General features: G+C 60.0%; 22 protein-coding genes. 11 read left to right on the forward strand and 11 right to left on the reverse strand.

Going from position 1 to position 24,563, the window contains the following annotated elements:
- Positions 1–32: 32 nt before the first annotated feature.
- From hisA to CPH89_RS12035, 3 genes are all read left to right on the forward strand, one after another.
- Complete coding sequence (hisA, locus tag CPH89_RS12025; protein WP_053253884.1) at positions 33–770, forward strand: 1-(5-phosphoribosyl)-5-[(5-phosphoribosylamino)methylideneamino]imidazole-4-carboxamide isomerase; 738 nt, start codon at positions 33–35, stop codon at positions 768–770.
- Positions 771–779: 9 nt separating this feature from the next.
- A complete protein-coding gene (gene hisF / locus CPH89_RS12030) occupies positions 780–1,550 on the forward strand; it encodes an imidazole glycerol phosphate synthase subunit HisF (protein WP_053253885.1) in 771 nt (256 codons plus the stop codon).
- Between the two features lie 66 nt (positions 1,551–1,616).
- Positions 1,617–2,372 carry a substrate-binding periplasmic protein gene (locus CPH89_RS12035; protein WP_053253886.1) on the forward strand — a complete coding sequence of 252 codons (756 nt, stop codon included), beginning with the start codon at positions 1,617–1,619 and terminating at the stop codon, positions 2,370–2,372.
- Here CPH89_RS12035 and CPH89_RS12040 read toward each other — a convergent pair.
- From CPH89_RS12040 to gpmI, 5 genes are all read right to left on the reverse strand, one after another.
- Positions 2,325–3,617 carry a Vps62-related protein gene (locus tag CPH89_RS12040; RefSeq protein WP_053253887.1) on the reverse strand — a complete coding sequence of 431 codons (1,293 nt, stop codon included), beginning with the start codon at positions 3,615–3,617 and terminating at the stop codon, positions 2,325–2,327. The two genes, CPH89_RS12035 and CPH89_RS12040, sit on opposite strands and share 48 nt — an antisense overlap.
- A 63-nt stretch (positions 3,618–3,680) precedes the next feature.
- On the reverse strand, positions 3,681–4,466 hold the full coding sequence (locus tag CPH89_RS12045; RefSeq protein ID WP_053253888.1) for a divergent polysaccharide deacetylase family protein: 786 nt from the start codon (positions 4,464–4,466) through the stop codon (positions 3,681–3,683).
- Between the two features lies 1 nt (position 4,467).
- Positions 4,468–5,784 carry a S41 family peptidase gene (locus CPH89_RS12050; protein ID WP_053253889.1) on the reverse strand — a complete coding sequence of 439 codons (1,317 nt, stop codon included), beginning with the start codon at positions 5,782–5,784 and terminating at the stop codon, positions 4,468–4,470.
- A gap of 30 nt (positions 5,785–5,814) precedes the next feature.
- Complete coding sequence (locus tag CPH89_RS12055) at positions 5,815–7,110, reverse strand: murein hydrolase activator EnvC family protein (RefSeq protein ID WP_053253890.1); 1,296 nt, start codon at positions 7,108–7,110, stop codon at positions 5,815–5,817.
- 250 nt (positions 7,111–7,360) lie between these two features.
- Positions 7,361–8,887 (reverse strand): 2,3-bisphosphoglycerate-independent phosphoglycerate mutase, encoded by a 1,527-nt coding sequence (gene gpmI, locus CPH89_RS12060; protein WP_053253891.1) that lies wholly within the window; start codon positions 8,885–8,887, stop codon positions 7,361–7,363.
- Between the two features lie 151 nt (positions 8,888–9,038).
- On the opposite strand from gpmI, the gene CPH89_RS12065 reads away from it, so the two are divergent.
- The 3 genes from CPH89_RS12065 to secB are packed head-to-tail and all read left to right on the forward strand — an operon-like array spanning position 9,039 to position 10,230.
- Positions 9,039–9,452, forward strand: coding sequence for a rhodanese-like domain-containing protein (locus tag CPH89_RS12065; protein ID WP_053253892.1), 414 nt, complete (start codon positions 9,039–9,041; stop codon positions 9,450–9,452).
- A gap of 1 nt (position 9,453) precedes the next feature.
- Complete coding sequence (gene grxC, locus CPH89_RS12070) at positions 9,454–9,708, forward strand: glutaredoxin 3 (RefSeq protein WP_053253893.1); 255 nt, start codon at positions 9,454–9,456, stop codon at positions 9,706–9,708.
- 42 nt (positions 9,709–9,750) lie between these two features.
- Positions 9,751–10,230 (forward strand): protein-export chaperone SecB, encoded by a 480-nt coding sequence (gene secB / locus CPH89_RS12075; protein WP_053253894.1) that lies wholly within the window; start codon positions 9,751–9,753, stop codon positions 10,228–10,230.
- A 132-nt stretch (positions 10,231–10,362) separates the two neighbouring features.
- On the opposite strand, the gene CPH89_RS12080 is transcribed toward secB, so the two are convergent.
- On the reverse strand, positions 10,363–10,818 hold the full coding sequence (locus CPH89_RS12080; RefSeq protein WP_053253895.1) for a tRNA (cytidine(34)-2'-O)-methyltransferase: 456 nt from the start codon (positions 10,816–10,818) through the stop codon (positions 10,363–10,365).
- Between CPH89_RS12080 and CPH89_RS12085 the strand changes: the two genes are divergently transcribed.
- Complete coding sequence (locus tag CPH89_RS12085; RefSeq protein WP_053253896.1) at positions 10,817–11,257, forward strand: hypothetical protein; 441 nt, start codon at positions 10,817–10,819, stop codon at positions 11,255–11,257. The two genes, CPH89_RS12080 and CPH89_RS12085, sit on opposite strands and share 2 nt — an antisense overlap.
- Before the next feature lie 625 nt (positions 11,258–11,882).
- On the opposite strand, the gene ntrC is transcribed toward CPH89_RS12085, so the two are convergent.
- The 3 genes from ntrC to CPH89_RS12105 form a co-directional block, all read right to left on the reverse strand.
- The gene (gene ntrC / locus CPH89_RS12095) at positions 11,883–13,319 is read right to left on the reverse strand and encodes a nitrogen regulation protein NR(I) (protein WP_017138632.1); all 1,437 of its coding nucleotides are present in this window, start codon (positions 13,317–13,319) and stop codon (positions 11,883–11,885) included.
- Positions 13,316–14,401 carry a nitrogen regulation protein NR(II) gene (gene glnL, locus CPH89_RS12100; RefSeq protein ID WP_053253901.1) on the reverse strand — a complete coding sequence of 362 codons (1,086 nt, stop codon included), beginning with the start codon at positions 14,399–14,401 and terminating at the stop codon, positions 13,316–13,318. Before glnL ends, ntrC begins: the two co-directional genes overlap by 4 nt.
- A gap of 386 nt (positions 14,402–14,787) precedes the next feature.
- Entirely contained in the window at positions 14,788–15,324 is a 537-nt protein-coding gene (locus tag CPH89_RS12105) for a chorismate mutase (RefSeq protein ID WP_053253902.1), read from the reverse strand.
- 449 nt (positions 15,325–15,773) lie between these two features.
- On the opposite strand from CPH89_RS12105, the gene CPH89_RS12110 reads away from it, so the two are divergent.
- Entirely contained in the window at positions 15,774–16,013 is a 240-nt protein-coding gene (locus CPH89_RS12110; RefSeq protein WP_053253903.1) for a DUF6124 family protein, read from the forward strand.
- Between the two features lie 68 nt (positions 16,014–16,081).
- Here CPH89_RS12110 and glnA read toward each other — a convergent pair whose 3' ends face one another.
- Positions 16,082–17,488: a glutamate--ammonia ligase gene (gene glnA, locus CPH89_RS12115; protein WP_034117297.1), complete on the reverse strand. Its 1,407-nt coding sequence runs from the start codon at positions 17,486–17,488 to the stop codon at positions 16,082–16,084.
- Positions 17,489–17,821: 333 nt separating this feature from the next.
- Here glnA and thiI point away from each other — a divergent pair, with 333 nt between their 5' ends.
- Positions 17,822–19,276 (forward strand): tRNA uracil 4-sulfurtransferase ThiI, encoded by a 1,455-nt coding sequence (gene thiI, locus CPH89_RS12125; protein WP_053253904.1) that lies wholly within the window; start codon positions 17,822–17,824, stop codon positions 19,274–19,276.
- Between the two features lie 139 nt (positions 19,277–19,415).
- Complete coding sequence (gene typA, locus CPH89_RS12130) at positions 19,416–21,236, forward strand: translational GTPase TypA (protein WP_053253905.1); 1,821 nt, start codon at positions 19,416–19,418, stop codon at positions 21,234–21,236.
- Between the two features lie 185 nt (positions 21,237–21,421).
- Here the strand turns inward: typA and CPH89_RS12135 are convergent, their stop codons facing one another.
- On the reverse strand, positions 21,422–21,856 hold the full coding sequence (locus CPH89_RS12135; RefSeq protein ID WP_053253906.1) for a YkgJ family cysteine cluster protein: 435 nt from the start codon (positions 21,854–21,856) through the stop codon (positions 21,422–21,424).
- A 236-nt stretch (positions 21,857–22,092) separates the two neighbouring features.
- Between CPH89_RS12135 and CPH89_RS12140 the strand changes: the two genes are divergently transcribed.
- Positions 22,093–24,543 carry a glycogen/starch/alpha-glucan phosphorylase gene (locus CPH89_RS12140; RefSeq protein ID WP_053253907.1) on the forward strand — a complete coding sequence of 817 codons (2,451 nt, stop codon included), beginning with the start codon at positions 22,093–22,095 and terminating at the stop codon, positions 24,541–24,543.
- The last annotated feature ends 20 nt before the right edge of the window (positions 24,544–24,563 follow it).

The following is a 24,563-nucleotide window of genomic DNA, read 5'->3' on the forward strand; positions in this document are numbered from 1 at the left end:
AGCATTGCTGAATATCGAATAAGGTTTGCCAGATGCTGATTATCCCCGCTATCGATCTCAAGGACGGCGCTTGTGTCCGCCTGCGCCAAGGCCGCATGGAAGATTCCACCGTGTTCTCCGATGACCCGGTGAGCATGGCTGCCAAATGGGTGGAAGGGGGCTGCCGTCGTCTGCATCTGGTGGACTTGAACGGCGCCTTCGAAGGCCAGCCGGTGAATGGCGAGGTGGTTACCGCCATCGCCAAGCGCTACCCGCACCTGCCAATCCAGATCGGCGGCGGCATCCGCTCCCTGGAAACCATCGAGCACTATGTCAAAGCCGGCGTGAGCTACGTGATCATCGGCACCAAGGCGGTAAAAGACCCGGCGTTCGTTGCAGAAGCGTGCCGCGCCTTTCCGGGTAAAGTGATTGTCGGCCTGGATGCCAAAGACGGTTTTGTCGCCACCGACGGCTGGGCTGAAATCAGCACCGTGCAGGTCATCGACCTGGCCAAGCAGTTCGAAGCCGACGGCGTGTCCGCCATCGTTTATACCGACATCGCCAAAGACGGCATGATGCAGGGCTGCAACGTACCGTTCACCGCTGCGTTGGCGGCGGCGACCAGGATTCCGGTAATCGCTTCCGGTGGCATTCACAACCTGGGTGACATCAAGTCGCTGCTGGACGCCAAGGCGCCCGGCATTATCGGCGCCATCACGGGTCGCGCGATCTACGAAGGTACTCTGGACGTCGCCGAAGCCCAGGCTTACTGCGACGCCTACAACGGCTGAGGACTGACCATGGCGCTGGCCAAACGCATCATCCCTTGCCTGGACGTCGACAACGGTCGCGTGGTCAAGGGCGTCAAGTTCGAGAACATCCGCGATGCCGGCGACCCGGTGGAAATCGCCCGTCGCTACGATGAGCAAGGTGCCGACGAGATTACCTTTCTCGACATCACCGCCAGCGTCGACGGCCGCGACACCACGTTGCACACCGTGGAGCGCATGGCCAGCCAGGTGTTTATCCCACTCACCGTGGGCGGTGGCGTGCGCACCGTGCAAGACATCCGCAACCTGCTCAATGCCGGTGCGGACAAGGTTTCGATCAACACCGCTGCGGTGTTCAATCCGGAGTTCGTCGGCGAAGCCGCGCAGCACTTCGGCTCGCAGTGCATTGTGGTCGCCATTGACGCCAAGAAAGTCTCCTGCCCGGGCGAAACCCCGCGCTGGGAGATCTTCACCCACGGCGGTCGCAAGCCAACCGGCCTGGATGCGGTGGAATGGGCGATGAAGATGGAAGGCCTGGGCGCCGGTGAAATCCTGCTGACCAGCATGGACCAGGACGGCATGAAAAACGGTTTCGACCTCGGTGTGACCCGTGCCATCAGTGATGCGCTGGGCATTCCGGTGATCGCCTCCGGCGGCGTCGGCAACCTGCAGCACCTGGCCGACGGCGTGATCGAAGGTCACGCCAGCGCGGTGCTGGCGGCGAGTATTTTCCACTTTGGCGAATACACCGTTCCCGAGGCCAAGGCCTACATGGCGGCGCGCGGTATCGTCGTTCGTTAAACGCTGCTGGACACCATGGCAGGCGCGCGGCACTCTCTGCGCTTGCCATGGAATCCGGTAGCCTTCATGTTCAAGACCCTGCTGCTTGCCCTCGCCAGTACCTCCATTCTGTTGACGGGTTCGGCTCACGCCGAGGAACCGTCCGACGCCTCCCTGGTGTTGCTGACGGAAAACTTCCCGCCTTACAACATGGCGAAAAACGGCAAGAACTTCGCCAAAGACGAGAACATCGAAGGCATCGCGGTGGACGTGGTGCGTGAGACCTTCAAGCGCGCCGGCATTTCCTACAACCTCACCCTGCGCTTTCCTTGGGAGCGAATCTACAAACTCGCCCTGGAAAAACCTGGCTACGGCGTCTTCGTCATGGCCCGCCTACCGGACCGCGAAGCCCTGTTCAAATGGGTCGGCCCCATCGGCCCGGATGATTGGGTGATGCTGGCCAAGGCCGACAGCAAGATTGAGCTGACAGGCCTTGAGCAAGCTCATCGTTACAAGATCGGCGCCTACAAGGGTGACGCCATTGCGCAGACCCTGGAAAAACAGGGCCTTAACCCGATCGTTGCGCTGCGTGACCAGGACAACGCGCAAAAACTGGTGGATGGTCAGATCGACCTGTGGGCCACCGGTGATCCGGCGGGCCGTTATCTGGCCCGCCAGGTGGGGGTGACCCAGCTGAAAACCGTGCTGCGCTTCAACAGTGCCCAGTTGTACCTGGCGCTGAATAAAGACGTGCCGGATGAGGTGGTGGCCAAGCTTCAGGCAGCACTCGACCAGTTACGGGGTGAGGGGGGTGTCGATCAGATCATGGCCCGTTACCTCTAGTTCGGGCTCTGCTTGAGGCGCCTCTACCGGTGGAGGCTGCTCATCAGGCAGCACCTCGGCGTTTGGATAATCGCTCATGTAGACGTTGTCACCGTTGGTATAACTGGCGGTGCTTGAAACCTGGCTGCCGTCCTGTCGCAGCAGGCGGTATTCGCTTTGTACAAGGTACGCCGCAACGGCTTTTTTCGGCGGAACATACGTGATGATTTCCAGCGACGAAGGCTGGTTCCAGCCTTTCGCTGAGCGCTGCGTGTGTGTGAAGTTGCGATCCAGGTGCGCCGAAAAACTCAATTCGAAGACGTGTTCGCCCACCGGCCACTCTTTACCCAGCCCGAGGCTGGTGTTGGCCGCCAGTGCCTTGGCGGTCGCTCCTACGTCACCTTTTGCGGCCGTCCACATGAATGGCTGACTGGTAGCCTCAGTGTTGTGCCCAAAACCGACGCACAGGTGGCGGTCCGTGCGCTCCAGGCGGTAGGTGGGCGATGCCTGAAACTGTTCAATCACGGCCAACTCCGGGTCTTTGATACAGAACCATGGCAGTTCGCACACCTGAGGCGTGTGGACGGCTTCATCAGTGCCCGGGTTTTCGTACCCGCTGAGCGCGGGCGGTGGCGGCAGGTCGTGCAGCTGCGCTGTCAATGTCAGGCGCAGTGAATAGGCCTCAAGGTTTGGCTTGGCATAGTCGCCAAGGCCGATGAAGGTGCCGGGGGCGAGGTATATTTCGCCTGCAGGTGCATCGGGAGGTGTCACCGACCAGAGGCTCAAGTCGTTGGCGGCGCCGCTGCCTTTATCGTCCCAGATCAATTCGCCCGCTTGAGCGGCCATCACCAGGTCTTGTCGCACGCACCGCACGGCATGGCGTGAGGGTTTGTCGTAGTCGACGCCGTACACCAGCCCCATCGCCACATAGCCCTCGGGCGGCAGCGGGCGCCAGATGGACGCATTGCTCAGCGCTCCGCTGCCTTCATCCTGCCACACCAATTGATAATCGACTGGCGCACGCAGGGCCGTGCCATCGACGGTGTTCACGTCGCTGACCACGGCGACAACGTTGCTGTAGTTGATATTGCGATAGTGGTTGACCGCGATATCACCCAAGGTAAAAAACGGCCTCAGGGCATCGGAGGCGGTGCTCGGCCGCCAGAGGCCGACGGCTTTGTGCGCGCCCGACCCCTTGTCGTTCCATAGCGGCAGAAACTCGCTGGTAAAGCTGATGAGCAGGTCATTGAATTGCAGAGGCTTCATGGAGGGCTCTCCAGTTGATGGGAGCATCAACTATCGAGCAGTGCAGTCGGTGCCGAGCGGTAACTATCTACGCGCCGGAAGGTACGTACCGTTTTTGCCGTGTGCCGCCATGGCTTGGTTGCTGCGCACGCTGATCATCAACTTGATATCAATCCAGTCGACGCCCTGGGCCTTGAGCTTGGGCAGCTCGCGTTCAAGGACGGTCAGGGTCTGTGGATAAGGATGGCCGATCATCACTGCTGAACCCTGTTTGTGCGCCAGCTTGATCGCGGTTTGCAGCTGCGTGGTAATCGCCGCTTCCGTGCGTTCGTCATCGAGGAATACATCCCGCGAGACATGGGCCAGGTCGATCTTCTGTGCTTCGGCGGCCGCGACGGTTTGCGCGCTGGTGCGGCTGTCGACAAAGAACTTGTTGCGCCGTTGCAGCTCGGCCATCAACCAGGCCATGGCAGCCGGTTGGGCGGTCATGCGGCTGCCCATGTGGTTGTTGATGCCGGCGGTGTAAGGCACGGCCTTGAAGGCGGCGTCCAGGCGCTTGCCAAGTTCTTCGAGGGGCAGGTCGGGGTGCCACGCGAACGGGCCGGTGGCCGGGTCCATGGGCATGTGCAGGATCACGATCTTGCCGGCCTTGTGCGCCTCACGAGCGAATTCGGCGGCGTGGGGCGTGTCGGGCATGATCGCGGTGGTCACCGGCCCGGGCAGGGCCAGCACGCGCCGATCCCGCGGCAGGTTTTGCCCCAGGTCGTCGATGATGAGGGTCAGGTAGGCTTTGCGAGGCGCGTCGGCCGGAGTCGCATGGGCGATTCCGGCCAGGCTGCACAGCACAGCGATGATCAGGGCAAAACGCATATCAACGGCTGCGCGTAATGCTCAGGCCTTTCAGCAGGCTCAGTGCCTGGGCCAGTTGGTAATCATCGTCCTGTGGCATGGGCTTGGCTTTGGCACTGCTGCCGGTCGGCTGGTCGGCGCCGCCGTTGCCATTGCCCAGGTGACCTTGCAGGTCCGCCTCTTTGTAGTACTCGCTGTCGATCTCGTTGGTGATCTTGGCTTTGCGTACTTCGATGTCCGGCACAATGCCCTGGGCCTGGATCGAGCGACCGTTCGGCGTGTAGTACAGCGCCGTGGTGATCTTCAATGCGCGATCGTTGTTCAGCGGCAACACGGTTTGTACCGAGCCTTTGCCGAAACTGGTGGTGCCCATCAGTACGCCGCGCTTCTGGTCTTGCAGGGCGCCGGCGACGATTTCCGACGCCGAGGCGCTGCCGCCGTTGATCAGCACGGCCAACGGCACGTTTTCGCTGAGGTCATTGCCGGTGGCCGAGAAGCGCAGTTCGGAGTTGGCGATACGGCCCTTGGTGTAGACGATCAGGCCTTTGGTGATGAAGTGGTCGACCACTTCCACCGCAGACTGCAGCACGCCGCCCGGGTTGTTACGCAGGTCGAGCACGATGCCGTTGAGCTTCTTGCCGTTGTCTTTACGCAGCTTGGCCAGGGCCTTGGCCACTTCGTCGCCGGTCTTGACCTGGAACTGGGTGATACGGATGTAGCCGTAGCCCGACTCCAGCAGCTGGCTCTTCACGCTTTTGACCGTGATGGTCGCGCGGGCCAGGGTCACGTCAAACGGGTTGCCGCCATCGCGCACCAGGGTCAGGGTGATTTTCTGGCCGAGCTTGCCGCGCATCTTGTCGACGGCTTCGGTCATGCTCTGGCCACGGGTCGGCTGGCCGTTGATCTTCACGATCAAGTCGCCGGCCTGGATGCCGGCCTTGGACGCCGGGGTGTCATCGATTGGCGAGACCACTTTGATCTGGCCGTCTTCGGAGCCGACTTCGATGCCCAGGCCACCGAACTCACCGCTGGTGCTTTCCTGCAGCTCGGCGAAATCTTCCGGGCCCAGGTAGGCGGAGTGCGGGTCGAGGTTGCTGAGCATGCCCTTGATGGCATTTTCCAGCAGGGTCTTGTCGTCTACAGGTTCGACATAGGCTGCCTTGATCCGGTCCATGACCTCGGCAAAGGTGCGCAGCTCGTCCAGCGGCAGCGGCGCCTTGGTGGTCGCGGCCGTGGCAGCTTGTGCAGCCGGTGCAGCCTGGTCGGCAAAAGCCAGCGGCGCGCCGATCACCAGGGCGATCGTCAGGGCCAGCGAAGTGAGGCGGGACAAATGCAGCATGTCGAACGAACTCCTAATGTAGGTGCGGCCCTATCCTTGGGAACGGCACCATTGTGCAGGGTCGCTTGGGCGGCCCTGCTGACGAATAGCGAAGTACAGCGCCGGAGTGTCCTGGCCGCCACTGTTACCGACAGTGGAGATGGATTCACCGGCTTTTACAACATCACCTGCCGACTTGAGTAAAGTCTGATTGTGGCCGTAAAGGCTCAAATAGCCATTACCGTGGTCAAGAATCACCAACAAACCAGCGCCTCGCAGCCAATCGGCAAACACCACGCGCCCGCCGTGGACGGCATGGACCTGGCTGCCGGCGGCAGCACTGATCATCACCCCATCCCACTTGGCGCGGGTGTCATCGCCACGGGTTTCACCGAAGCGTGCCAGTAGTCGACCATCAACAGGCCATGGAAGTTTTCCACGGGCTGAAGCAAAAGGTCCGCCAAAAGACTCGCCGCTGCTGGAAACCACTGGGCCAGGCGCTGCGTGCGCCGGTTTACGCGGCGCTGGCGCGTCGGTGGTGGCGGCCAGCTCGGCCTCACGCTGGCGCTTTTTTTCCGCTTCCTGCTGGGCGATCAGCGCTTTTTGCCGCGCTTCCTCGGCCTCACGTGCCTGGCGGGCCAGGGTTTCCTCGATGGTTTTGAGGACTTTGCCCAGGTCGGCCTGGTCTTGCTCGCGGGCTTGCAGCTTGGCGTCGCGGGCTTTTACGTCGTCATTGAGCTTGGCCAGGGCCTGCTGGCGTTCCTTGCGGACTTTGTCCAACTGGTCGCGCTGCGTGTCGAGGGCGGTCTTCTGGTCGAGCAATTGCGACTGCTGGTCGGCTATTTCCTGTTCGACATTGGCCAGTTGCCGCAAGGTTTCGTTAAACCCCTTCAATTGCGCCAGGCGCGCCTTGCTCAGGTAATCGTAGTAGGTGAGGGTGCGCGCAAATTTTTCCGGGTTCTGCTGGTTGAGCAGCAGCTTGAGGTATTCCTGGCGGCCGCTCTGGTAGGCGGCGCGGGCCTGGATCGCGATCAGGCGTTGCTGTTCAACGCGTGCGGTCTGGAGTTTTTTTTTCTCAGCGTCGAGTCGCTCCAGTTCCGACTCGCTCTTCTTTAATTCTTTTTGGAGCTCCTGAACCTGCTTCTCCAGCTTGCCCATCTCGGTTTCCGTGCCGCGCAGGTCTTTCTGCACCCCGGACTTCTCTTCCTGGAGCTTGCCGAGCAGTTTTTTCAGCTCGGTAATGTCCTGACGCGTAGCGTCCAACTGTTGTTGGGTTTGTGCGCGCTCATCGGCAAACGCCGGTTGGAGCAGGCAGACTAAAGCGAGGGTAATCAAGGCGCGAAGCATAGAGGCGGGCGACACCAGGGAAAGGGACGGCCTAGTATGCCCGCCAAGCGCCGCAAAAAAAACGCCCAATTCGGGCTGGAAGGCAAGATAGGTGCCGAGTGGCGGGCATATGGCAAAAAGACATCTGCCAAACGCTGGCGATCGAATGTGGGAGGGGGCTTGCTCCCGAAGGCGGTGAGTCAGTCAAATAGAGGTCGACTGATCCACCGCTTTCGGGAGCAAGCCCCCTCCCACAAGGTTTTGCGGTGTGTCAGACCAGGATTGAGGTGCCGGTCATCTCTTTCGGCTTCTCCAGCCCCATCAGCTTCAGCATGGTCGGCGCCACGTCCGCCAGCACGCCGCCTTCACGCACTTTCAGGTCGCGCTTGCCGACATAGATGAACGGCACCGGCTCGGTGGTGTGAGCGGTGTGGGCCTGGCCGGTGGATTCGTCGGACATCTGCTCGCAGTTGCCGTGGTCGGCGGTGATCAGCGCCTCGCCGCCGACTTTCTCCAGGGCGTCGACGATACGGCCGACGCACAGGTCCAGGCATTCCACGGCTTTTACAGCTGCTTGCAGGTTGCCACTGTGGCCGACCATGTCGCCGTTGGCGTAGTTGACCACGATCACGTCGTAACGCTGGTGTTCGATGGCATCGACGATCTTGTCGGTGACTTCCGGCGCGCTCATTTCCGGCTGCAGGTCGTAGGTGGCGACTTTTGGCGATGGAATCAGGATGCGCTCTTCACCCGGGAACGGTTCTTCACGGCCGCCGGAGAAGAAGAACGTCACGTGGGCGTATTTCTCGGTTTCGGCGATGCGCAGCTGGGTCTTGCCGTTTTTCGCCAGGTAATCGCCCAGCACGTTTTCCAGGCTACCCGGGGCAAAAGCTGCCGGGGCCGGGATGTTGGCGGCGTATTGGGTGAGCATGACGAACTCGACCTTCGGCTGGCGGGCGCGCTCGAAGTCTTTGAAGCCGGCATCGACAAACACGTGGCTCAGTTCGCGGGCACGGTCGGCGCGGAAGTTCATGAACACCACGGCATCGCCGTCTTCAACTTTGACCGGCTCGCCGACGGTGGTGGCTTTGACGAACTCATCGCTCTCGCCACGCGCGTAGGCGGCTTCCAGGCCTTCCTGGGCGGTGGCGGCGTTGAATTCGGCCTGGCCGTCGACGATCAGGTTGTAAGCCTGGGAGACGCGGTCCCAACGGTTGTCGCGGTCCATGGCGAAGTAACGGCCGACCAGGCTGGCGATACGGCCTTTGCCGAGCGCAGCGAAGGTGGCGTCGAGCAGTTCGATGGACGATTGCGCGCTTTTAGGCGGGGTGTCGCGGCCATCGAGGAAGGCGTGCAGGTAGATCTTGTCGGCGCCGCGCTTGAAGGCCAGTTCGGCCATCGCGACCAGGTGGTCCTGGTGGCTGTGAACGCCGCCGTCGGACAGCAAGCCCATGAAGTGCACGGCCTTGCCGGCGGCGACTGCTTTATCCACCGCCGCGCAGATCGTCGGGTTCTCGAAGAACTCGCCGTCGCGGATCGATTTGGTCACGCGTGTGAAGTCTTGGTATACCACTCGTCCGGCGCCGAGGTTCATGTGGCCGACTTCCGAGTTGCCCATCTGGCCGTCCGGCAGACCCACGTCCATACCGGAACCGGAGATCAGGCCGTTGGGTACGGTGGCAGTCAGGCGGTCGAGTACCGGCTTGTTGGCCGAGTACACGGCGTTGTCGTGGTGGCTTTCACTGTGTCCGAAGCCATCGAGAATTATCAGGACCAAAGGTTTAGGCGTGGTAGTCATAGATCCTCTCGCGGCGGTAATAAAGGAAGGCATTCTAAAAGTGAGTGGCAGTCTAAAGCGAAGTTCCGACCACGTCACCGCTTTACGGGGGTTGGCCGCCCCTGACGGCTGTGTATACTTACCGCCATTTTAACGCCCTGGAACCTCCTTGATGGTTGATCACCTGATTGCATTTGCCACTGCCCACTACCTGCTCGCGGGTGCCTTCGTCATCCTGCTGGCGCTGCTGATCGCTCATGAAATGAGCCGCGGTGGCCGCAGCCTGAGCACGTCGGAGCTGACCGCGCTGGTCAACAAGGATGAGGCCGTTGTCGTGGATATTCGCCCGGCCAAGGATTTCGCTGCCGGGCATATCGTCGGCGCACTGAACATTCCGCAGGACAAGCTGATCGCACGCCTGGCCGAGCTGGAAAAATACAAAGCCAAGACCATCATCCTGGTCGACGCCCAAGGCCAGCACGCCGGCACCCACGCCCGCGAGATGCTCAAGACCGGTTTCACCGCCGCCAAACTGTCCGGCGGTATTGGCAGCTGGAAGGCCGATAACCTGCCGCTGGTGAAGTGATATGAGCCAGGTCGTCGTTTATTCCAGCGATTATTGCCCTTACTGCATGCGGGCCAAGGCCTTGCTTGAGAAAAAAGGCGTTGCCTTCGAAGAGATCAAGGTCGACGGCAAGCCCCAGGTGCGCGCCGAGATGACCAAGAAAGCGGGACGCACGTCCGTGCCGCAGATCTGGATCGGCGACAAGCATGTCGGTGGTTGCGATGACCTGTTCGCTCTGGAGCGCGCCGGTAAACTCGATGCGCTGCTGCTCGTCTGACGCCAAAACCCTAAAAGACCCCAAGATCAAGAAGGATCTGCGATGACTGACCAACAGAACACCGAAGCAGCAGAAGCCCAAGGCCCACAATTCTCGCTGCAGCGGATCTACGTGCGTGACCTGTCGTTCGAAGCGCCGAAAAGCCCGGCTATCTTCCGTCAGGAATGGACGCCAAGCGTTGCGCTGGACCTGAACACCCGTCAAAAGGCACTGGAAGGTGACTTCCACGAAGTCGTGCTGACCCTGTCGGTCACCGTCAAGAACGGCGAAGAAGTCGCTTTCATCGCTGAAGTGCAACAGGCTGGTATCTTCCTGATCCAGGGCCTGGACGAAGCGTCCATGAGCCACACCCTGGGTGCGTTCTGCCCGAACATCCTGTTCCCGTATGCCCGTGAGACCCTGGACAGCCTGGTCACCCGTGGCTCGTTCCCGGCGCTGATGCTGGCTCCGGTGAACTTCGATGCCCTGTACGCTCAAGAGCTGCAGCGCATGCAAACAGAAGGTTCGTCGACTGTTCAATAAGCTGTTCTGAGCAACGACACCGATCAAATGTGGGAGCGGGCTTGCTCGCGAATGCGGTACTTCAGTCGATATCTTCGTTGACTGACACTCCGCTTTCGCGAGCAAGCCCGCTCCCACATTTGTTATGCGGTGTTATTTAAAGCCGAGCTGGCGCCAGCCTTCGTAGACGGCAACGGCCACGGTGTTGGACAGGTTCAAGCTGCGGCAACCCTCGCGCATTGGCAGGCGCAGGCGATGGCCGTCGGGCAGGGCATCGAGCACCTCGGCCGGCAGGCCACGGCTTTCCGGGCCGAACAGGAAGGCGTCGCCTTCGGCAAAGCGGGCATCATGAAACGGCCGCGAGCCCTTGGTGGTGAACGCGAACAGCCGTGGGTGGCCAAGGCTTTCCAGGCAGCTGGCCAAATCGGCGTGGCGCTTGAGGGTGGCGTACTCGTGGTAGTCCAGCCCGGCGCGGCGCAGGCGCTTGTCGTCCATGTCGAAGCCCAGCGGCTCGATCAAATGCAGGTGGCAGCCACTGTTGGCGCACAGCCTGATAACGTTGCCGGTATTCGGCGGAATTTCTGGTTGAAAAAGGATGACGTGAAACATGCACGGCTCCGAAGGCAAAGATGCGCTGCATTCTACCCCTGAAGACGACCCAAGACCGAAGCTATTGCCCAAGGTCATGGGCTCATTGGCGATTGTCGGTTTGATGATCGGCCTGATGATCGGCCGCTTGACCACCCCGGACCCGGTTGAGCTGCAGCAGGTCGAGACCGCTGCGGACAATGTGGTGGTGTGGTTCAACAGTGAGCCCAAGCTGCACGGCGAACATATCGATGGCACCGTGGCGCTGTTGTTCGACGCGCAAGGCAAGGCCGCCAGTGGGCAGCTCAAGGTCAATGACAACGATGTGAATTGGCGCATCCGCAAAACGGATGGCGGCTTGCTGCTGAACCTGGTGGCGGCTCGGCCATTGCACGGGGAGTGGAAAGGCGAGAAGGCCGATGGCCGCTGGCGGTTGGAGATCCATCTCCGAGAGCAATAAAAGAGGGAATTCCCGGCCTGCCTGTACCAAGGTTCCCAAAACGGGCTGGGGCTATGGGCGCTGTGCCGCATAAGCCCCGGGTGTAAAGAAGGGAGTTCCCGGCCTGCCTGTACCAGGGCTCCCAAAACGGGGTGAAGCCTTACAAGGCTTCGGTATTAAAGAGGGAATCCCCGGCCTGCCTGTACCGAGGTTCCCGAAACGGGTGTGGGGCACGACGCGGTTCGCATCAAGCACCCCGGGTGTAAAGAGGGGATTCTCGGCCTGCCTGTACCAAGGTCCCCGAAACTGGGTTATGTCAGGGTTATTGCAGGGCGCGTGCCAGAGTTTGCAATGTGTGCCAAAAAAAATTGCCAGAATGCGCAAAGCCCCGGAATACGGGGCTTTGCTGTTTTTGCGATTTGATTTTTTGTTGATTCGGCGGGTGTTTCAGGCTGGCTGGACGTGCGCGATGCTAGTTCATGGTGCATTGAAGCGGTGCACGATCCCAAACCTTGTGGAGAACCAAATGTGGGAGCGGGCTTGCTCGCGAAGGCGGTGTGTCAGTCAATGCATCTGCTGACTGACACACCGCCTTCGCGAGCAAGCCCGCTCCCACAGGGGATCTTCAGTGGATCAGGAAGAGGTGTTAAGCCTCATCACCCTCGTCATCATCCCCGCCATCGACCTTCATCCCCAACTCCTTGATCTTGCGCGTCAAGGTGTTGCGGCCCCAGCCGAGCAGCACGGCGGCGTCGCGGCGGCGGCCGGCGGTATGCTTCAAGGCGGTTTCGATCATGATGCGCTCGAAGGCCGGTACGGCGCTGTCCAGCAGGTTCGATTGCCCACGAGCCAGGGCCTGGTCGGCCCACTGGCGCAGCGCTTGCTCCCAGTTGGTGACCGGCGCGGAGTCCTGCGGCAGGCTCAACAGCTCCGGCGGCAGGTCGCTGATATGCACCTCACGCCCGGATGCCATCACGGTGATCCAGCGGCAGGTGTTTTCCAGCTGGCGCACGTTGCCCGGCCACGGCAGGTTCTTCAGGTATTCCTCGGTCTCGCTTTTCAGCAGCTTCGGCTCGACGGCCAGCTCCTGGGCGGCGCGGCTGAGGAAGTGGCGGGCGAGGGTCGGGATGTCTTCGCGGCGGTCCGACATGCGTGGGATGTGGATACGGATCACGTTCAGACGGTGGAACAAGTCTTCGCGGAACTTGCCCGCGTGCACCAGGGTTTCGAGGTTCTGGTGCGTCGCGGCGATGATGCGCACGTCGACCTTGACCGGCGTGTGCCCGCCAACGCGGTAGAACTCGCCGTCGGCCAATACGCGCAGCAAGCGGGTTTGGGTGTCGGCCGGCATGTCGCCGATTTCATCGAGGAACAGTGTGCCGCCGTCCGCCTGTTCAAAGCGGCCACGCCGCAGGTTGGCGGCGCCGGTGAACGCGCCTTTCTCATGGCCGAACAGCTCGGACTCCATCAAGTCCTTGGGAATCGCCGCCATGTTCAGCGCGATAAACGGCGAGGCCGCCCGTGGGCTGTGACGGTGCAGCGCATGAGCGACAAGCTCTTTACCGGTACCCGACTCGCCATTGATCAACACGGTGATGTTGGAGTGGCTCAAGCGCCCGATGGCGCGAAACACTTCCTGCATCGCCGGCGCTTCGCCGATGATTTCCGGGGTGCGGGTCAGCGCGGGTGGGGCTTCCTGGCTTTGTTGTTCCTGGGCGTGCTGGTTGGCGCGCTTGACCAGCGCCACCGCCTCGTCCACGTCGAATGGCTTGGGCAGGTACTCAAAGGCGCCGCCCTGATAGGACGCGACAGCGCTGTCCAGGTCCGAGTGCGCGGTCATGATGATCACTGGCAGGCGCGGGTGCTGCTCGCGGATCCGCGCCAGCAAGTCCAGGCCACTGGCGCCGGGCATGCGGATGTCGGAGATGATCACATCCGGCTGCTGACGAGCCAGGCGGCTCATCACCCCGTCGGCGCTGTCAAAGCTCTGGGTGGTCATGCCTTCCTGTTGCAAGGCTTTCTCGAGGACCCAGCGGATAGAACGGTCGTCATCGACGATCCAGACGGTTTCACTACGGCTCATGTCGATGGGGCTCCTTGTTCCAGAGGCAGAAAGATCGAGAACGTGGTGTGGCCAGGATGGCTCTCACATTCGATCAGACCCTGGTGCTGGCTGATGATGTTCTGGGTAATGGCCAGGCCCAGCCCGGTACCGTCCGGGCGGCCGCTGACCATGGGAAAGAAGATGGTTTCCTGCAGGTCCGCAGGAATGCCCGGGCCGTTGTCGATGATCTCGACTTTGGTCACCAGGCGATGGCGCACATGGCCGATGGTGAACTGGCGCAGGGCGCGGGTGCGCAGGCTGATGCGGCCCAGGCGCAGCTCGTTCTGGCTGCTGATGGCCTGCATGGCGTTGCGCACGATATTAAGCACCGCCTGAATCATTTGTTCGCGGTCGATCAATACATCGGGAATGCTCGGGTCGTAGTCGCGCACCAGCGTGATGCAGCCTTGGCTTTCGGCTTCCACCAACTGGCAGACGCGCTCCAGCACCTCATGCACGTTGGTCATGGCCAAGGAGGGCAACTTGTTCGAGCCGAGCATGCGGTCCACCAGGTTACGCAGGCGGTCGGCTTCCTCGATGATGACGTTGGTGTAGTCCTTGAGGTGCTCGTCGGGCAGTTCGCGGGCGAGCAGTTGCGCCGCGCCGCGAATCCCGCCCAGCGGGTTCTTGATTTCATGGGCCAGGCCGCGCACCAGCATCTTGCTGGTTTCCTGCTTGGACAGCTGCGCTTCTTCTTTGGTGATGCGCAGCAAGCGGTCGCGGGGGTGCACTTCGAGCAACAGCAACGTTGCGCCGTTGCTCAGGATTGGGGTCACGGCGTAGTCGACGGTCAGCGTCTGGCCAGTGAGGGCAGTGAGCATCGCTTCACGCTTGGTGAACGGGTGTGCCTGTTCCACCGCCTGGCGCAACGAGCTCAAGGCTTCGGCCGACTCGGTGAACAATTCGCTGATGAACTGCCCATGGCTGCGCTGGCCGCTGATGGCCAGGAGCATCTCCGCCGCCGGGTTCATGTACTCAAGACGCAGGTCGTCATTGAGCAGGATGGTCGCGGTGGTCAGGTTGTCGAGTAACAAACGGTGCAGTGCATCGCTGATGGTCATCAGGACCTCTTTTGGAGCAAGGCGCGGGCTTGAGGCACACGCTGATACAAGGAAAATGCAAAAACCAAACCAAGGCTCCGAAAAGAAGCGTTAAAGCCCTGAAATAGGGGTTTAAGGCGCGAAACTGTGGCGTTCTGCCAGCTTGTTCGGGAAGAATCGAACCAAAATGGGCTGGGCAGGTGGGAAGCGTGCAAGCTATCGCACCAATATAGTGCAGTTTTGTGAAGGTTGTTCAGGAAGGCTTGGAAGGCGCAACTGAATGCACCGAGTCCAAATGTGGGAGCGGGCTTGCTCGCGAAGGCGGTGTTTCAGTTAATGCATCAGGTGACTGACACACCGCCTTCGCGAGCAAGCCCGCTCCCACAATTTTGATTGGGTTTCAGGCCTCAACCTTTGTAGATGCACAGCTCGGCGGTGGCGCGGATCATTGCCAGTTGGCGCAGCGGATCATTCTGCGGCTCATGCACCGCGGTGGCCAGCCATTGCGGGCACTGTGGGTCGGTGCGCTGCGGGGTGAAGTCGGCCAGTTGCTGCAGCAGGCGTTTTTGCAGTTGGTCCAGTTGCGGGCGAATTTGCTTGACCAGGTCTGGGCGCGGGTCGTCGGGCGCGTTGCCCTGGAACTGCCAGTCGGACAGATGGGTGTATTGCACCAGCTTATTGGCTTCAATCTGTGCCGAGAAAAATTGCTCGGCGGCGGCGGGGTCGAGTTTGTAAGTGGGCGCCTGGGCGACCACGCTGGCGATCACTTCCTGTTCGCGCTTCTTGTCCTCTACGGGCTTGTGGCTGTCCCATTTGCTCAGGGCTACCTGGTCGGCAATCTCCAGGCGTTCGGCGATGCTGTTGAGCAGAGGCTCCAGGGTGGGCGGCGCGGCGCTGGCTGTGGCGCAGGCGAACAACAGGGCGAATGCAAGTTTATGTTTCAACGTAGATCTCCTTGTGGGAGCGGGCTTGCTCGCGAAGGCGGTGTGTCAGTCACCCGATGCATTAACTGATACACCGCCTTCGCGAGCAAGCCCGCTCCCACATTTTGATTGGGTTTGCAGATTTCTGGCAGTGTCAGCCAGAGGCTACCTTAGCTTGCGTGCTTGCCTACAGGTGCGCCAGAATCCGCCGGCTTGTACGGCTGGCTTGTCGTCTCTAAGGTTGCTCGGTCGCTGCTCATCAGCGACCAGGTTTAGTAGCCTGGATTCGAATTGTAGGTCGTGCATCTCCATCAATCAGGTTTCCCAAATCTGTGCTTGATGGTGGCTGTGCGCAGGGCATCCTCGGATGCGCCGGGCTTCTACATTCACCGGTCTACTAACCTGCGCACAGCCGCCACCCTTTCGTTTAGTAGCGAAGCGAAGGCGGCCTCATTAGAGGAATGTAGAAAATGTTCAAACCAACCCCAAATCCGCCTCCGAGCGTCTTCACCATCGACTCTGGCAGCGACGACGAATCCCTGCTGGTCAACAGCTTCGAAGCCTTTACCTCAGTCAGCACCTTGTTGCTTGATTTGTCCGAGGCGCTGGAAGGCAAACACCGCGATACCGTCCTGGCGATTCATCAGCTCAGTGCTCTCGGCACCTTGATGGTTGGCAAACTGCTCGACCGCCACGCCCCGGCTCGTTAAACGCCAGGCAAAAAAAGACCTCCCGAAGGAGGTCTTTTCGTTACGCCACGTTAAGCAGCGCTACCGGATCAGCAGCTGTAGTACAGCTCGTATTCCAGTGGGTGTACGAAGGTGCGTACTTTGATTTCCTCTTCGCTTTTCAGCTCGATGTAGGCATCGATGAAGTCGTCGCTGAATACGCCGCCTTTGGTCAGGAACGCACGGCCCTTGTCCAGCTCTTCCAGGGCTTCTTTCAGGCTGCCGCACACTTGTGGGATCTCTTTGGCCTCTTCAGGCGGCAGGTCGTACAAGTTTTTGTCGGCGGCGTCGCCAGGGTGGATCTTGTTCTGGATACCGTCCAGGCCAGCCATGACCAGGGCAGCGAAGGCCAGGTATGGGTTGGCTGCCGGGTCCGGGAAGCGTGCTTCGATACGGCGAGCGCGTGGGCTGGACACGTAAGGAATACGGATCGAAGCGGAACGGTTACGCGCCGAGTAGGCCAGCATTACCGGTGCTTCGAAACCTGGCACCAGACGCTTGTAGGAGTTGGTCGACGGGTTGGTGAAGCCGTTCAGGGCCTTACCGTGCTTGATGATACCGCCGATGAAGTACAGGGCAGTGTCGGACAGGCCGGCATAACCTTCGCCAGCGAAGGTGTTTTTGCCTTCTTTAGCGATGGACAGGTGAACGTGCATACCCGAACCGTTATCGCCGTACAGTGGCTTAGGCATGAAGGTAGCGGTACGGCCGTAGGCATCAGCCACGTTGTGTACGCAGTACTTCAGGGTCTGAACTTCGTCAGCCTTGGCCACCAGGGTGTTGAACTTCACACCGATTTCGTTCTGGCCGGCAGTCGCCACTTCGTGGTGGTGAACTTCGATGACCAGGCCCATTTCTTCCATGGCGTTGCACATGGAGGTACGGATTTCGTGGTCGTGGTCGAACGGCGGAACTGGGAAGTAGCCACCTTTGATACCTGGACGGTGGCCTTTGTTGCCGCCTTCGATGTCCTGGTCGGACATCCACGAACCTTGTTCGGAGAAGATTTTGAACATGGAGCCGGAGATGTCGGACTTGAACTTGACCGAATCAAAGATGAAGAATTCTGGCTCCGGGCCTACGAATACGGTGTCGCCGATACCGGTCGACTTCAGGTATTCCTCGGCGCGCTTGGCGATCGCACGTGGGTCGCGGTCGTAGCCTTGCATGGTCGAAGGCTCGATCACGTCGCAGACGATGATCAGGGTTGGGTCTTCGGTGAACGGGTCGAGAACGGCAGTGCTGTCGTCCGGCATCAGGATCATGTCGGAAGCTTCGATGCCTTTCCAGCCGGCAATGGAGGAACCGTCGAACATTTTGCCTTCTTCGAAGAAAGCATCATCCAGCGCGTCGCGAGCCGGCATGGTCACGTGGTGCTGAGTACCTTTAGTGTCCGTGAAGCGCAGATCAATCCATTTAACGTCATGATCTTTGATGAGTTGAACCGACTTCGACATGGTGTCCTCCGGGTGGCTTCGGGCTGGATAGTGGAGTTAGCCCTTAGAATGTGGGTGATGCCGGCGCGAATACTCGACCAAGGCAACCTGCCTCACAAGAGAGCAAATTGCATGCCAGTGCGCCAACATGGCCTTTTTGCCTCAAAATGGCCCCTATAACGGTGCAATCCGCCGAAACGGAATAAATCACGCACTGCAATGTAGCGTTAATTGACGTAAATGACCCGTTTTGGTGCGCGTCGTGTGTAATGCATATTAACTGGTTAAACCTTGAGCGATTTCCGCTATAATCCGCGCCCCCCTTTTTCAGCAGGCCCGGCGCGCGCTGTTTCCATGAAATTAATCGTTAAAGTGTTCCCCGAGATCACCATCAAAAGCCGACCGGTACGGATGCGTTTCATCCGTCAATTGGCCAAGAACATCCGTGCCGTGCTCCGTGACCTGGACCCGGCTGTGGTGGTGAATGGCGTGTGGGACAACCTCGAGCTGGAAACCCGTATCACCGATGCCAAAGCCTTGAAGGACATGACCGAGCGCCTGAGCTGCATGCCGGGCATCGCGCATTTCCTGCAGGTGGATGAGTACCCGCTGGGCGACTTCGACGACATCACCGAGAAGTGCAAACTGCACTTTGGCAATGAGCTTGAAGGCAAGATTTTTTCGGTGCGCTGCAAGCGCGCCGGCAAGCACACCTTCAGCTCCATGGACGTCGAGAAATACGTCGGCAGCAAGCTGCGTCGCGAGTGCGGCGCCGCCGGAATTTCCCTGAAAGCGCCGCAAATTGAAGTGCGCATGGAAATTCGCGACCAACGGTTGTTTGTGATTCACAGCCAGCACAACAGCATCGGCGGCTACCCGCTGGGTGCCCTGGAACAGACCCTGGTGCTGATGTCCGGCGGTTTCGATTCCACGGTGGCGGCCTACCAGATCATGCGCCGCGGCCTGATGAGCCACTTCTGCTTCTTTAATCTGGGCGGGCGTGCACATGAATTGGGCGTGATGGAAGTCGCGCACTTTATCTGGAAGAAGTACGGCAGCTCCCAACGCGTGCTATTTGTAAGCGTGCCGTTCGAGGAAGTGCTGGGTGAAATTCTCGGCAAAGTCGATAACAGTCATATGGGCGTAGTATTGAAGCGTATGATGTTGCGCGCTGCGTCCCGAATCGCCGATCAGTTGCAGATCGACGCGTTGGTGACCGGTGAAGCGATCTCCCAGGTCTCCAGCCAGACGCTGCCGAACCTGTCGCTGATCGACTGCGTGACCGAGAAGCTGGTGCTGCGCCCGCTGATCGCCAGTCACAAGCAGGATATCATCGACCTAGCCGAAGAAATCGGCACGGCGGATTTCGCCAAGCACATGCCTGAATATTGCGGGGTCATTTCGGTGAACCCCAAGACCCACGCCAAGCGCAACCGCGTGGAGTACGAAGAACAACAGTTCGACATGGCGATTCTGGAGCGTGCGCTCAAGAACGCTAAAATGGTGCCGATCGATCGCGTAATCGACGAATTGGGCCAAGACGTGCAAATCGAAGAAGTCAGTGAAGCCCTGGCCGGCCAGATTGTCGTCGACATCCGTCACCCGGATGCCGCCGAAGATGAGCCGCTGGAAATCGCTGGCGTCGACGTGCAAACGCTGCCGTTCTACGCATTGAACGCGCGTTTCAAGGAACTGGATAACAGCCGTCAGTACCTGCTGTATTGCGACAAAGGCGTGATGAGTCGCCTGCATGCCCACCATTTGCTCAGTGAGGGGCATGCCAATGTGCGCGTTTATCGACCGAGCTAAGAGCCCGGGGCTGTTTGCCTGTGGCCTGCGTCACCGGCCCCCCGACTCTGCCGTCAAGCTGTAACGGCAAGGCCTGACTCTACTGTTAATCGCTGCCACGACCTGTCAGCACACCGAATCCTCTGATCGAGATACACAAGTGATCGAAAATCTACGTAACATCGCCATCATTGCTCACGTTGACCATGGTAAAACCACCCTGGTAGACAAACTCTTGCGTCAATCCGGCACCCTGGAGCGCAACGAGCTCAACGACGAGCGCGTGATGGACTCCAACGACCAGGAAAAAGAGCGCGGTATTACCATCCTGGCTAAAAACACCGCTATCAACTGGAACGGCTACCACATCAACATCGTGGATACCCCGGGCCACGCCGACTTCGGCGGCGAAGTAGAACGCGTAATGTCGATGGTTGACTCCGTTCTGCTGCTGGTTGACGCTCAAGACGGCCCTATGCCGCAAACCCGTTTCGTGACCAAGAAGGCTTTCGAAGCCGGCCTGCGTCCGATCGTGTGCATCAACAAGGTTGACCGTCCAGGCGCACGTCCGGACTGGGTTCTGGACCAGATTTTCGACCTGTTCGACAACCTGGGTGCTACCGAAGAGCAACTTGATTTCCAAGTGATCTACGCGTCTGCCCTGAACGGTATTGCCGGTCTGGAACACACCGCCATGGCGGAAGACATGACCCCGCTGTACCAAGCAATCGTTGACCACGTTCCACCGCCGAAGGTTGACCGTGAAGGCGCGTTCCAGATGCAAATCTCCGCACTGGACTACAACAGCTTCCTGGGTGTTATCGGCGTTGGCCGTATCGCTCGTGGTAGCGTCAAGCCGAACACCCCGGTTGTGGCTATCGGTGCTGATGGCAAGAAGCGTAACGGTCGTATCCTGAAGCTGATGGGTCACCACGGTCTGCACCGTATTGACGTTGAAGAAGCTTTCGCCGGCGATATCGTTTGCGTCAGCGGCATGGACTCGCTGTTCATCTCCGACACCCTGTGCCAGCCGGACACTGTCGAGGCGATGAAGCCTCTGACCGTTGACGAGCCAACCGTTTCCATGACCTTCCAGGTAAACGACTCGCCTTTCTGCGGTAAAGAAGGCAAGTTCGTGACTTCCCGTAACATCAAGGAACGTCTGGACAAAGAGCTGCTGTACAACGTTGCACTGCGCGTTGAAGAAGGCGACTCGGCTGACAAGTTCAAGGTTTCCGGCCGTGGTGAGCTGCACCTCTCGGTACTGATCGAAACCATGCGTCGCGAAGGCTTCGAAATGGGCGTTGGTCGTCCAGAAGTGATCATCCGTACTGTTGACGGCGTGAAGCAGGAACCGTTCGAAAACGTGACCATCGACACCCCGGAAGAATCCCAGGGCAAGGTCATGGAAGAGATGGGCCTGCGTAAAGGCGACCTGACCAACATGGTGCCGGATGGCAAAGGCCGTGTGCGTCTGGAATACAACATCCCTGCTCGTGGTCTGATCGGTTTCCGTAACCAGTTCCTGACCCTGACCAACGGTGCTGGCATCCTGACCTCGATCTTCGATCGCTACGACACCATGAAGTCCGGCGACATGTCCGGCCGTCAGAACGGTGTTCTGGTATCGGTAGAAACCGGTAAGGCACTGACCTACTCCCTGGAAACGCTGCAGGCGCGTGGCAAGCTGTTCGTTGAACACGGTCAAGAGATCTACAACGGTCAGATCGTTGGTCTGAACAGCCGTGACAACGACATGGGCGTCAACCCAACCAAAGGCAAGAAGCTCGACAACATGCGTGCTTCGGGTAAAGACGAAACCATCGCTCTGGTTCCACCTGTTCGCTTCACCCTGGAACAGGCTCTGGAATTCATCCAGGACGACGAGCTGTGCGAAGTGACACCTAAGTCGATCCGCCTGCGTAAGAAGATCCTGGACGAAGGCGAGCGTACCCGCGCTGCCAAGAAAGCCAAGAACTGAGTTAACTCAGGCTGAATGAAAAACGCCCCCGGTCGAAAGGCCGGGGGCGTTTTTTTATGCCTGATCGTTCCCACGCTCTGCGTGGGAATGCCGCTTGGGACGCTCCGCGTCCCGCTTTTAAGGGCGGACGCAGAGCGTCCAGGGCTGCATTCCCACGCGGAGCGTGGGAACGATCATCATGATCATCAGAACTTGTCGAGAGTCCGGAAATTGGTCTCGCGCACCACTTCCTTCGGCTTGTACGCACAATACCCCGGGCGCGGGCCGATTTTCGGGTGGTTGCGGCAGGTATCCGGGCGCTTGTCATAAATAGTGCAGAAGCGCGTCTTACGATCCAGGTACAGGCAATCGTTGTTGCTCATGCGCTGCAGGGTAAAAATCTCCGATTTGGAGTTGTAGCGCTCGACGATGCCTTCTTTCTGCAAGCGCTTGGCGATGTTCTTCGGCGGGTCACCGCGCTCGAACTCATCGACGATGCCAATGCGGATCAGGTCCTTGATCTTCACCTCAACCGGCAGCGTGCAGCAGCTGGACACACAGCCACCGCACATGTGGGCGGAATATTTCTGCCAAGTCTCGAGACGGTCGAGTTCCGCGGCGGCGATCAGTTGAGGCTTCATCAGGGTTCCAAGGTGGGGCGCTATCTGGGCGCGCGATAATACCGGGATTGATGATTTTTTGAACAGTATTTTGCGGCTTTCAGCCAGAAGGCTGCTCAAACCCCGATCGGGCACGACCCCTGCATCATTTTCCCGCAAAGGTGAATGAGTTAAAAAACTGCCGAACCAGCACGTTCACCGTCTGTCAGACCGACTAGGCTCTAGCAACTCCTTCAATCTCGCCCGAGGTCGCACCGATGTCTCAGGAACCGCTTGCACGAGAAGCAGAGGTAGCCGCATTCCGCGATGCTGTCTTGACCAAACTCACTTACGCGGTGGGTAAAGACCCCGACCACGCCTTCGACCACGACTGGTTTGAAGCCATTGCCCTGGCCGCCCGCGACCAGATGGTCGACCACTGGATGAACCATACGCGCCGTATTTACCGCAAAGGCCAGAAGCGGGTTTATTACCTCTCGCTGGAATTCCTCATCGGCCGCTTGCTTTACGACAGCCTGAGCAACCTCGGCGTGCTGGAGATTGCGCGCGAAGCCCTGTCCGAACTGGGCGTCGACCTGGAACGCATCCGCCTGCTGGAGCCCGACGCGGCGCTCGGCAACGGCGGCCTTGGCCGCTTGGCGGCCTGCTTTATGGAAAGCATGTCGACCTTGGGCATTGCTGGCCACGGTTACGGCATTCGCTATGAGCACGGCTTGTTCCGCCAGGCGATTGTGGATGGCTGGCAGCAGGAACAGACCGAGCGCTGGCTGGACTTCGGCAACCCGTGGGAGTTTGAGCGGGCCGAAGTGATTTACCCGATCGGCTTTGGCGGCAGCGTCGAAACCCTGCCGGATGCCTCCGGCAAGCTGATCCAGGTGTGGACGCCCAACGAAACCGTGCGCGCCGTTGCTTATGACACCCCGGTAGTGGGCTGGCGCGGCGCCAGTGTGAACACCCTGCGTCTGTGGCGTGCACGGGCTGTGGAAGACCTGCACCTGGAACGCTTCAATGCCGGTGACCACTTGGGCGCCGTCGCCGAAGTGGCCCGCGCCGAAAGCATCTCGCGCGTGCTTTACCCTGCCGACAGCACCGAAGCAGGGCAGGAACTGCGCCTGCGCCAGGAATACTTCTTCGTCTCCGCTTCGCTGCAAGACTTGTTGCGCCGCCACAAAAACATGCACGGCTCGGTGCTCAGCCTGGGTGAGCACGCTGCCATCCAGCTCAATGACACCCACCCGTCCATCGCCGTGGCCGAGTTGATGCGCCAACTGGTAGACCTGCACGACATTCCGTGGGAAGCCGCGTGGGACGTGACGGTTGAAACGCTTTCCTACACCAACCACACCTTGTTGCCCGAGGCGTTGGAAACCTGGCCGGTAGGCCTGATGGAACGCATGCTGCCGCGGCACATGCAGATCATCTACCTTATCAACGCCCAGCACATTGATTCGCTGCGGGCCAAGGGCATCCACGATTTCGACGTGTTGCGCGCGGTGTCGCTGATCGAAGAAGACAACGGCCGCCGCGTGCGCATGGGTAACCTGGCATTCCTCGGCTCCCACAGCGTCAACGGTGTGTCCGGTTTGCACACCCAGCTGATGCGCAGCACGGTGTTCTCCGAACTGCACAAGCTGTACCCGGAGCGCATCAACAACAAAACCAACGGCATCACCTTCCGCCGCTGGTTGTACCAGGCCAACCCCAAGCTCACCGAGATGCTCGTGGAAGCCCTGGGCCCGGACATCCTCGACACCATGGAAACCCGCCTGACGGAGCTGGAAACCTTCGCCGAGAAGCAGGTGTTCCGCAAAGCCTTCGCCGAACAGCGCCTGCACAGCAAGCGTGCACTGGCCGAGATCATCCACGAGCGCCTGGGCATTTCGGTGAACCCGGCGGCGATGTTCGATGTGCAGGTCAAGCGCATCCACGAGTACAAGCGCCAACTGTTGAACCTGCTGCACACCGTGGCCTTGTACCAGGCAATCCGCGCCGAGCCGGGCACCGATTGGGTGCCACGGGTGAAAATCTTCGCGGGCAAGGCCGCCGCGAGTTATCACCAGGCCAAGTTGATCATCAAGCTGACCAACGACATCGCGCGCACCGTGAACAACGACCCCACCGTGCGCGGTTTGCTCAAGGTGGTGTTCCTGCCCAACTACAACGTCAGCCTGGCGGAAAGCATCATTCCGGCGGCGGACTTGTCGGAGCAGATTTCCACCGCCGGCTTTGAAGCGTCGGGCACCAGTAACATGAAGTTCGGCCTCAATGGCGCGCTGACCATCGGCACCATGGACGGCGCCAACGTCGAGATGCATGAGCGGGTGGGCGCCGAGCATATGTTTATCTTCGGCCTCAGCGCCGAACAAGTGGAAGCCCGCAAGCACGCCGGTGAATTCCACGCCGGGCCGGATGTGGCAGCCTCCCATCGCCTCAACGATGTGTTGCAAGCGATCCGCGGCGGGGTGTTCTCGCCGGATGATCCGGGCCGTTATGTGGGCTTGATCGACGGGCTGATCGACTACGACCGCTTCCTGGTGTGTGCCGACTTCGATGCCTATTGGGACGCCCAGGCGCGGGTCGAAGCGCATTGGCACGACTCGAAGGCGTGGTGGCGTTCGGCGGTGCTCAATACGGCGCGCATGGGCTGGTTCTCGTCGGACCGGACGATCCGCGAATACGCCACCGAGATCTGGAAAGCGCTCGACTAAACACCGCAGTAAAAAGTGTG

It is taken from the genome of Pseudomonas fluorescens (assembly GCF_900215245.1).
In the GTDB taxonomy this organism is placed as follows: domain Bacteria; phylum Pseudomonadota; class Gammaproteobacteria; order Pseudomonadales; family Pseudomonadaceae; genus Aquipseudomonas; species Aquipseudomonas fluorescens.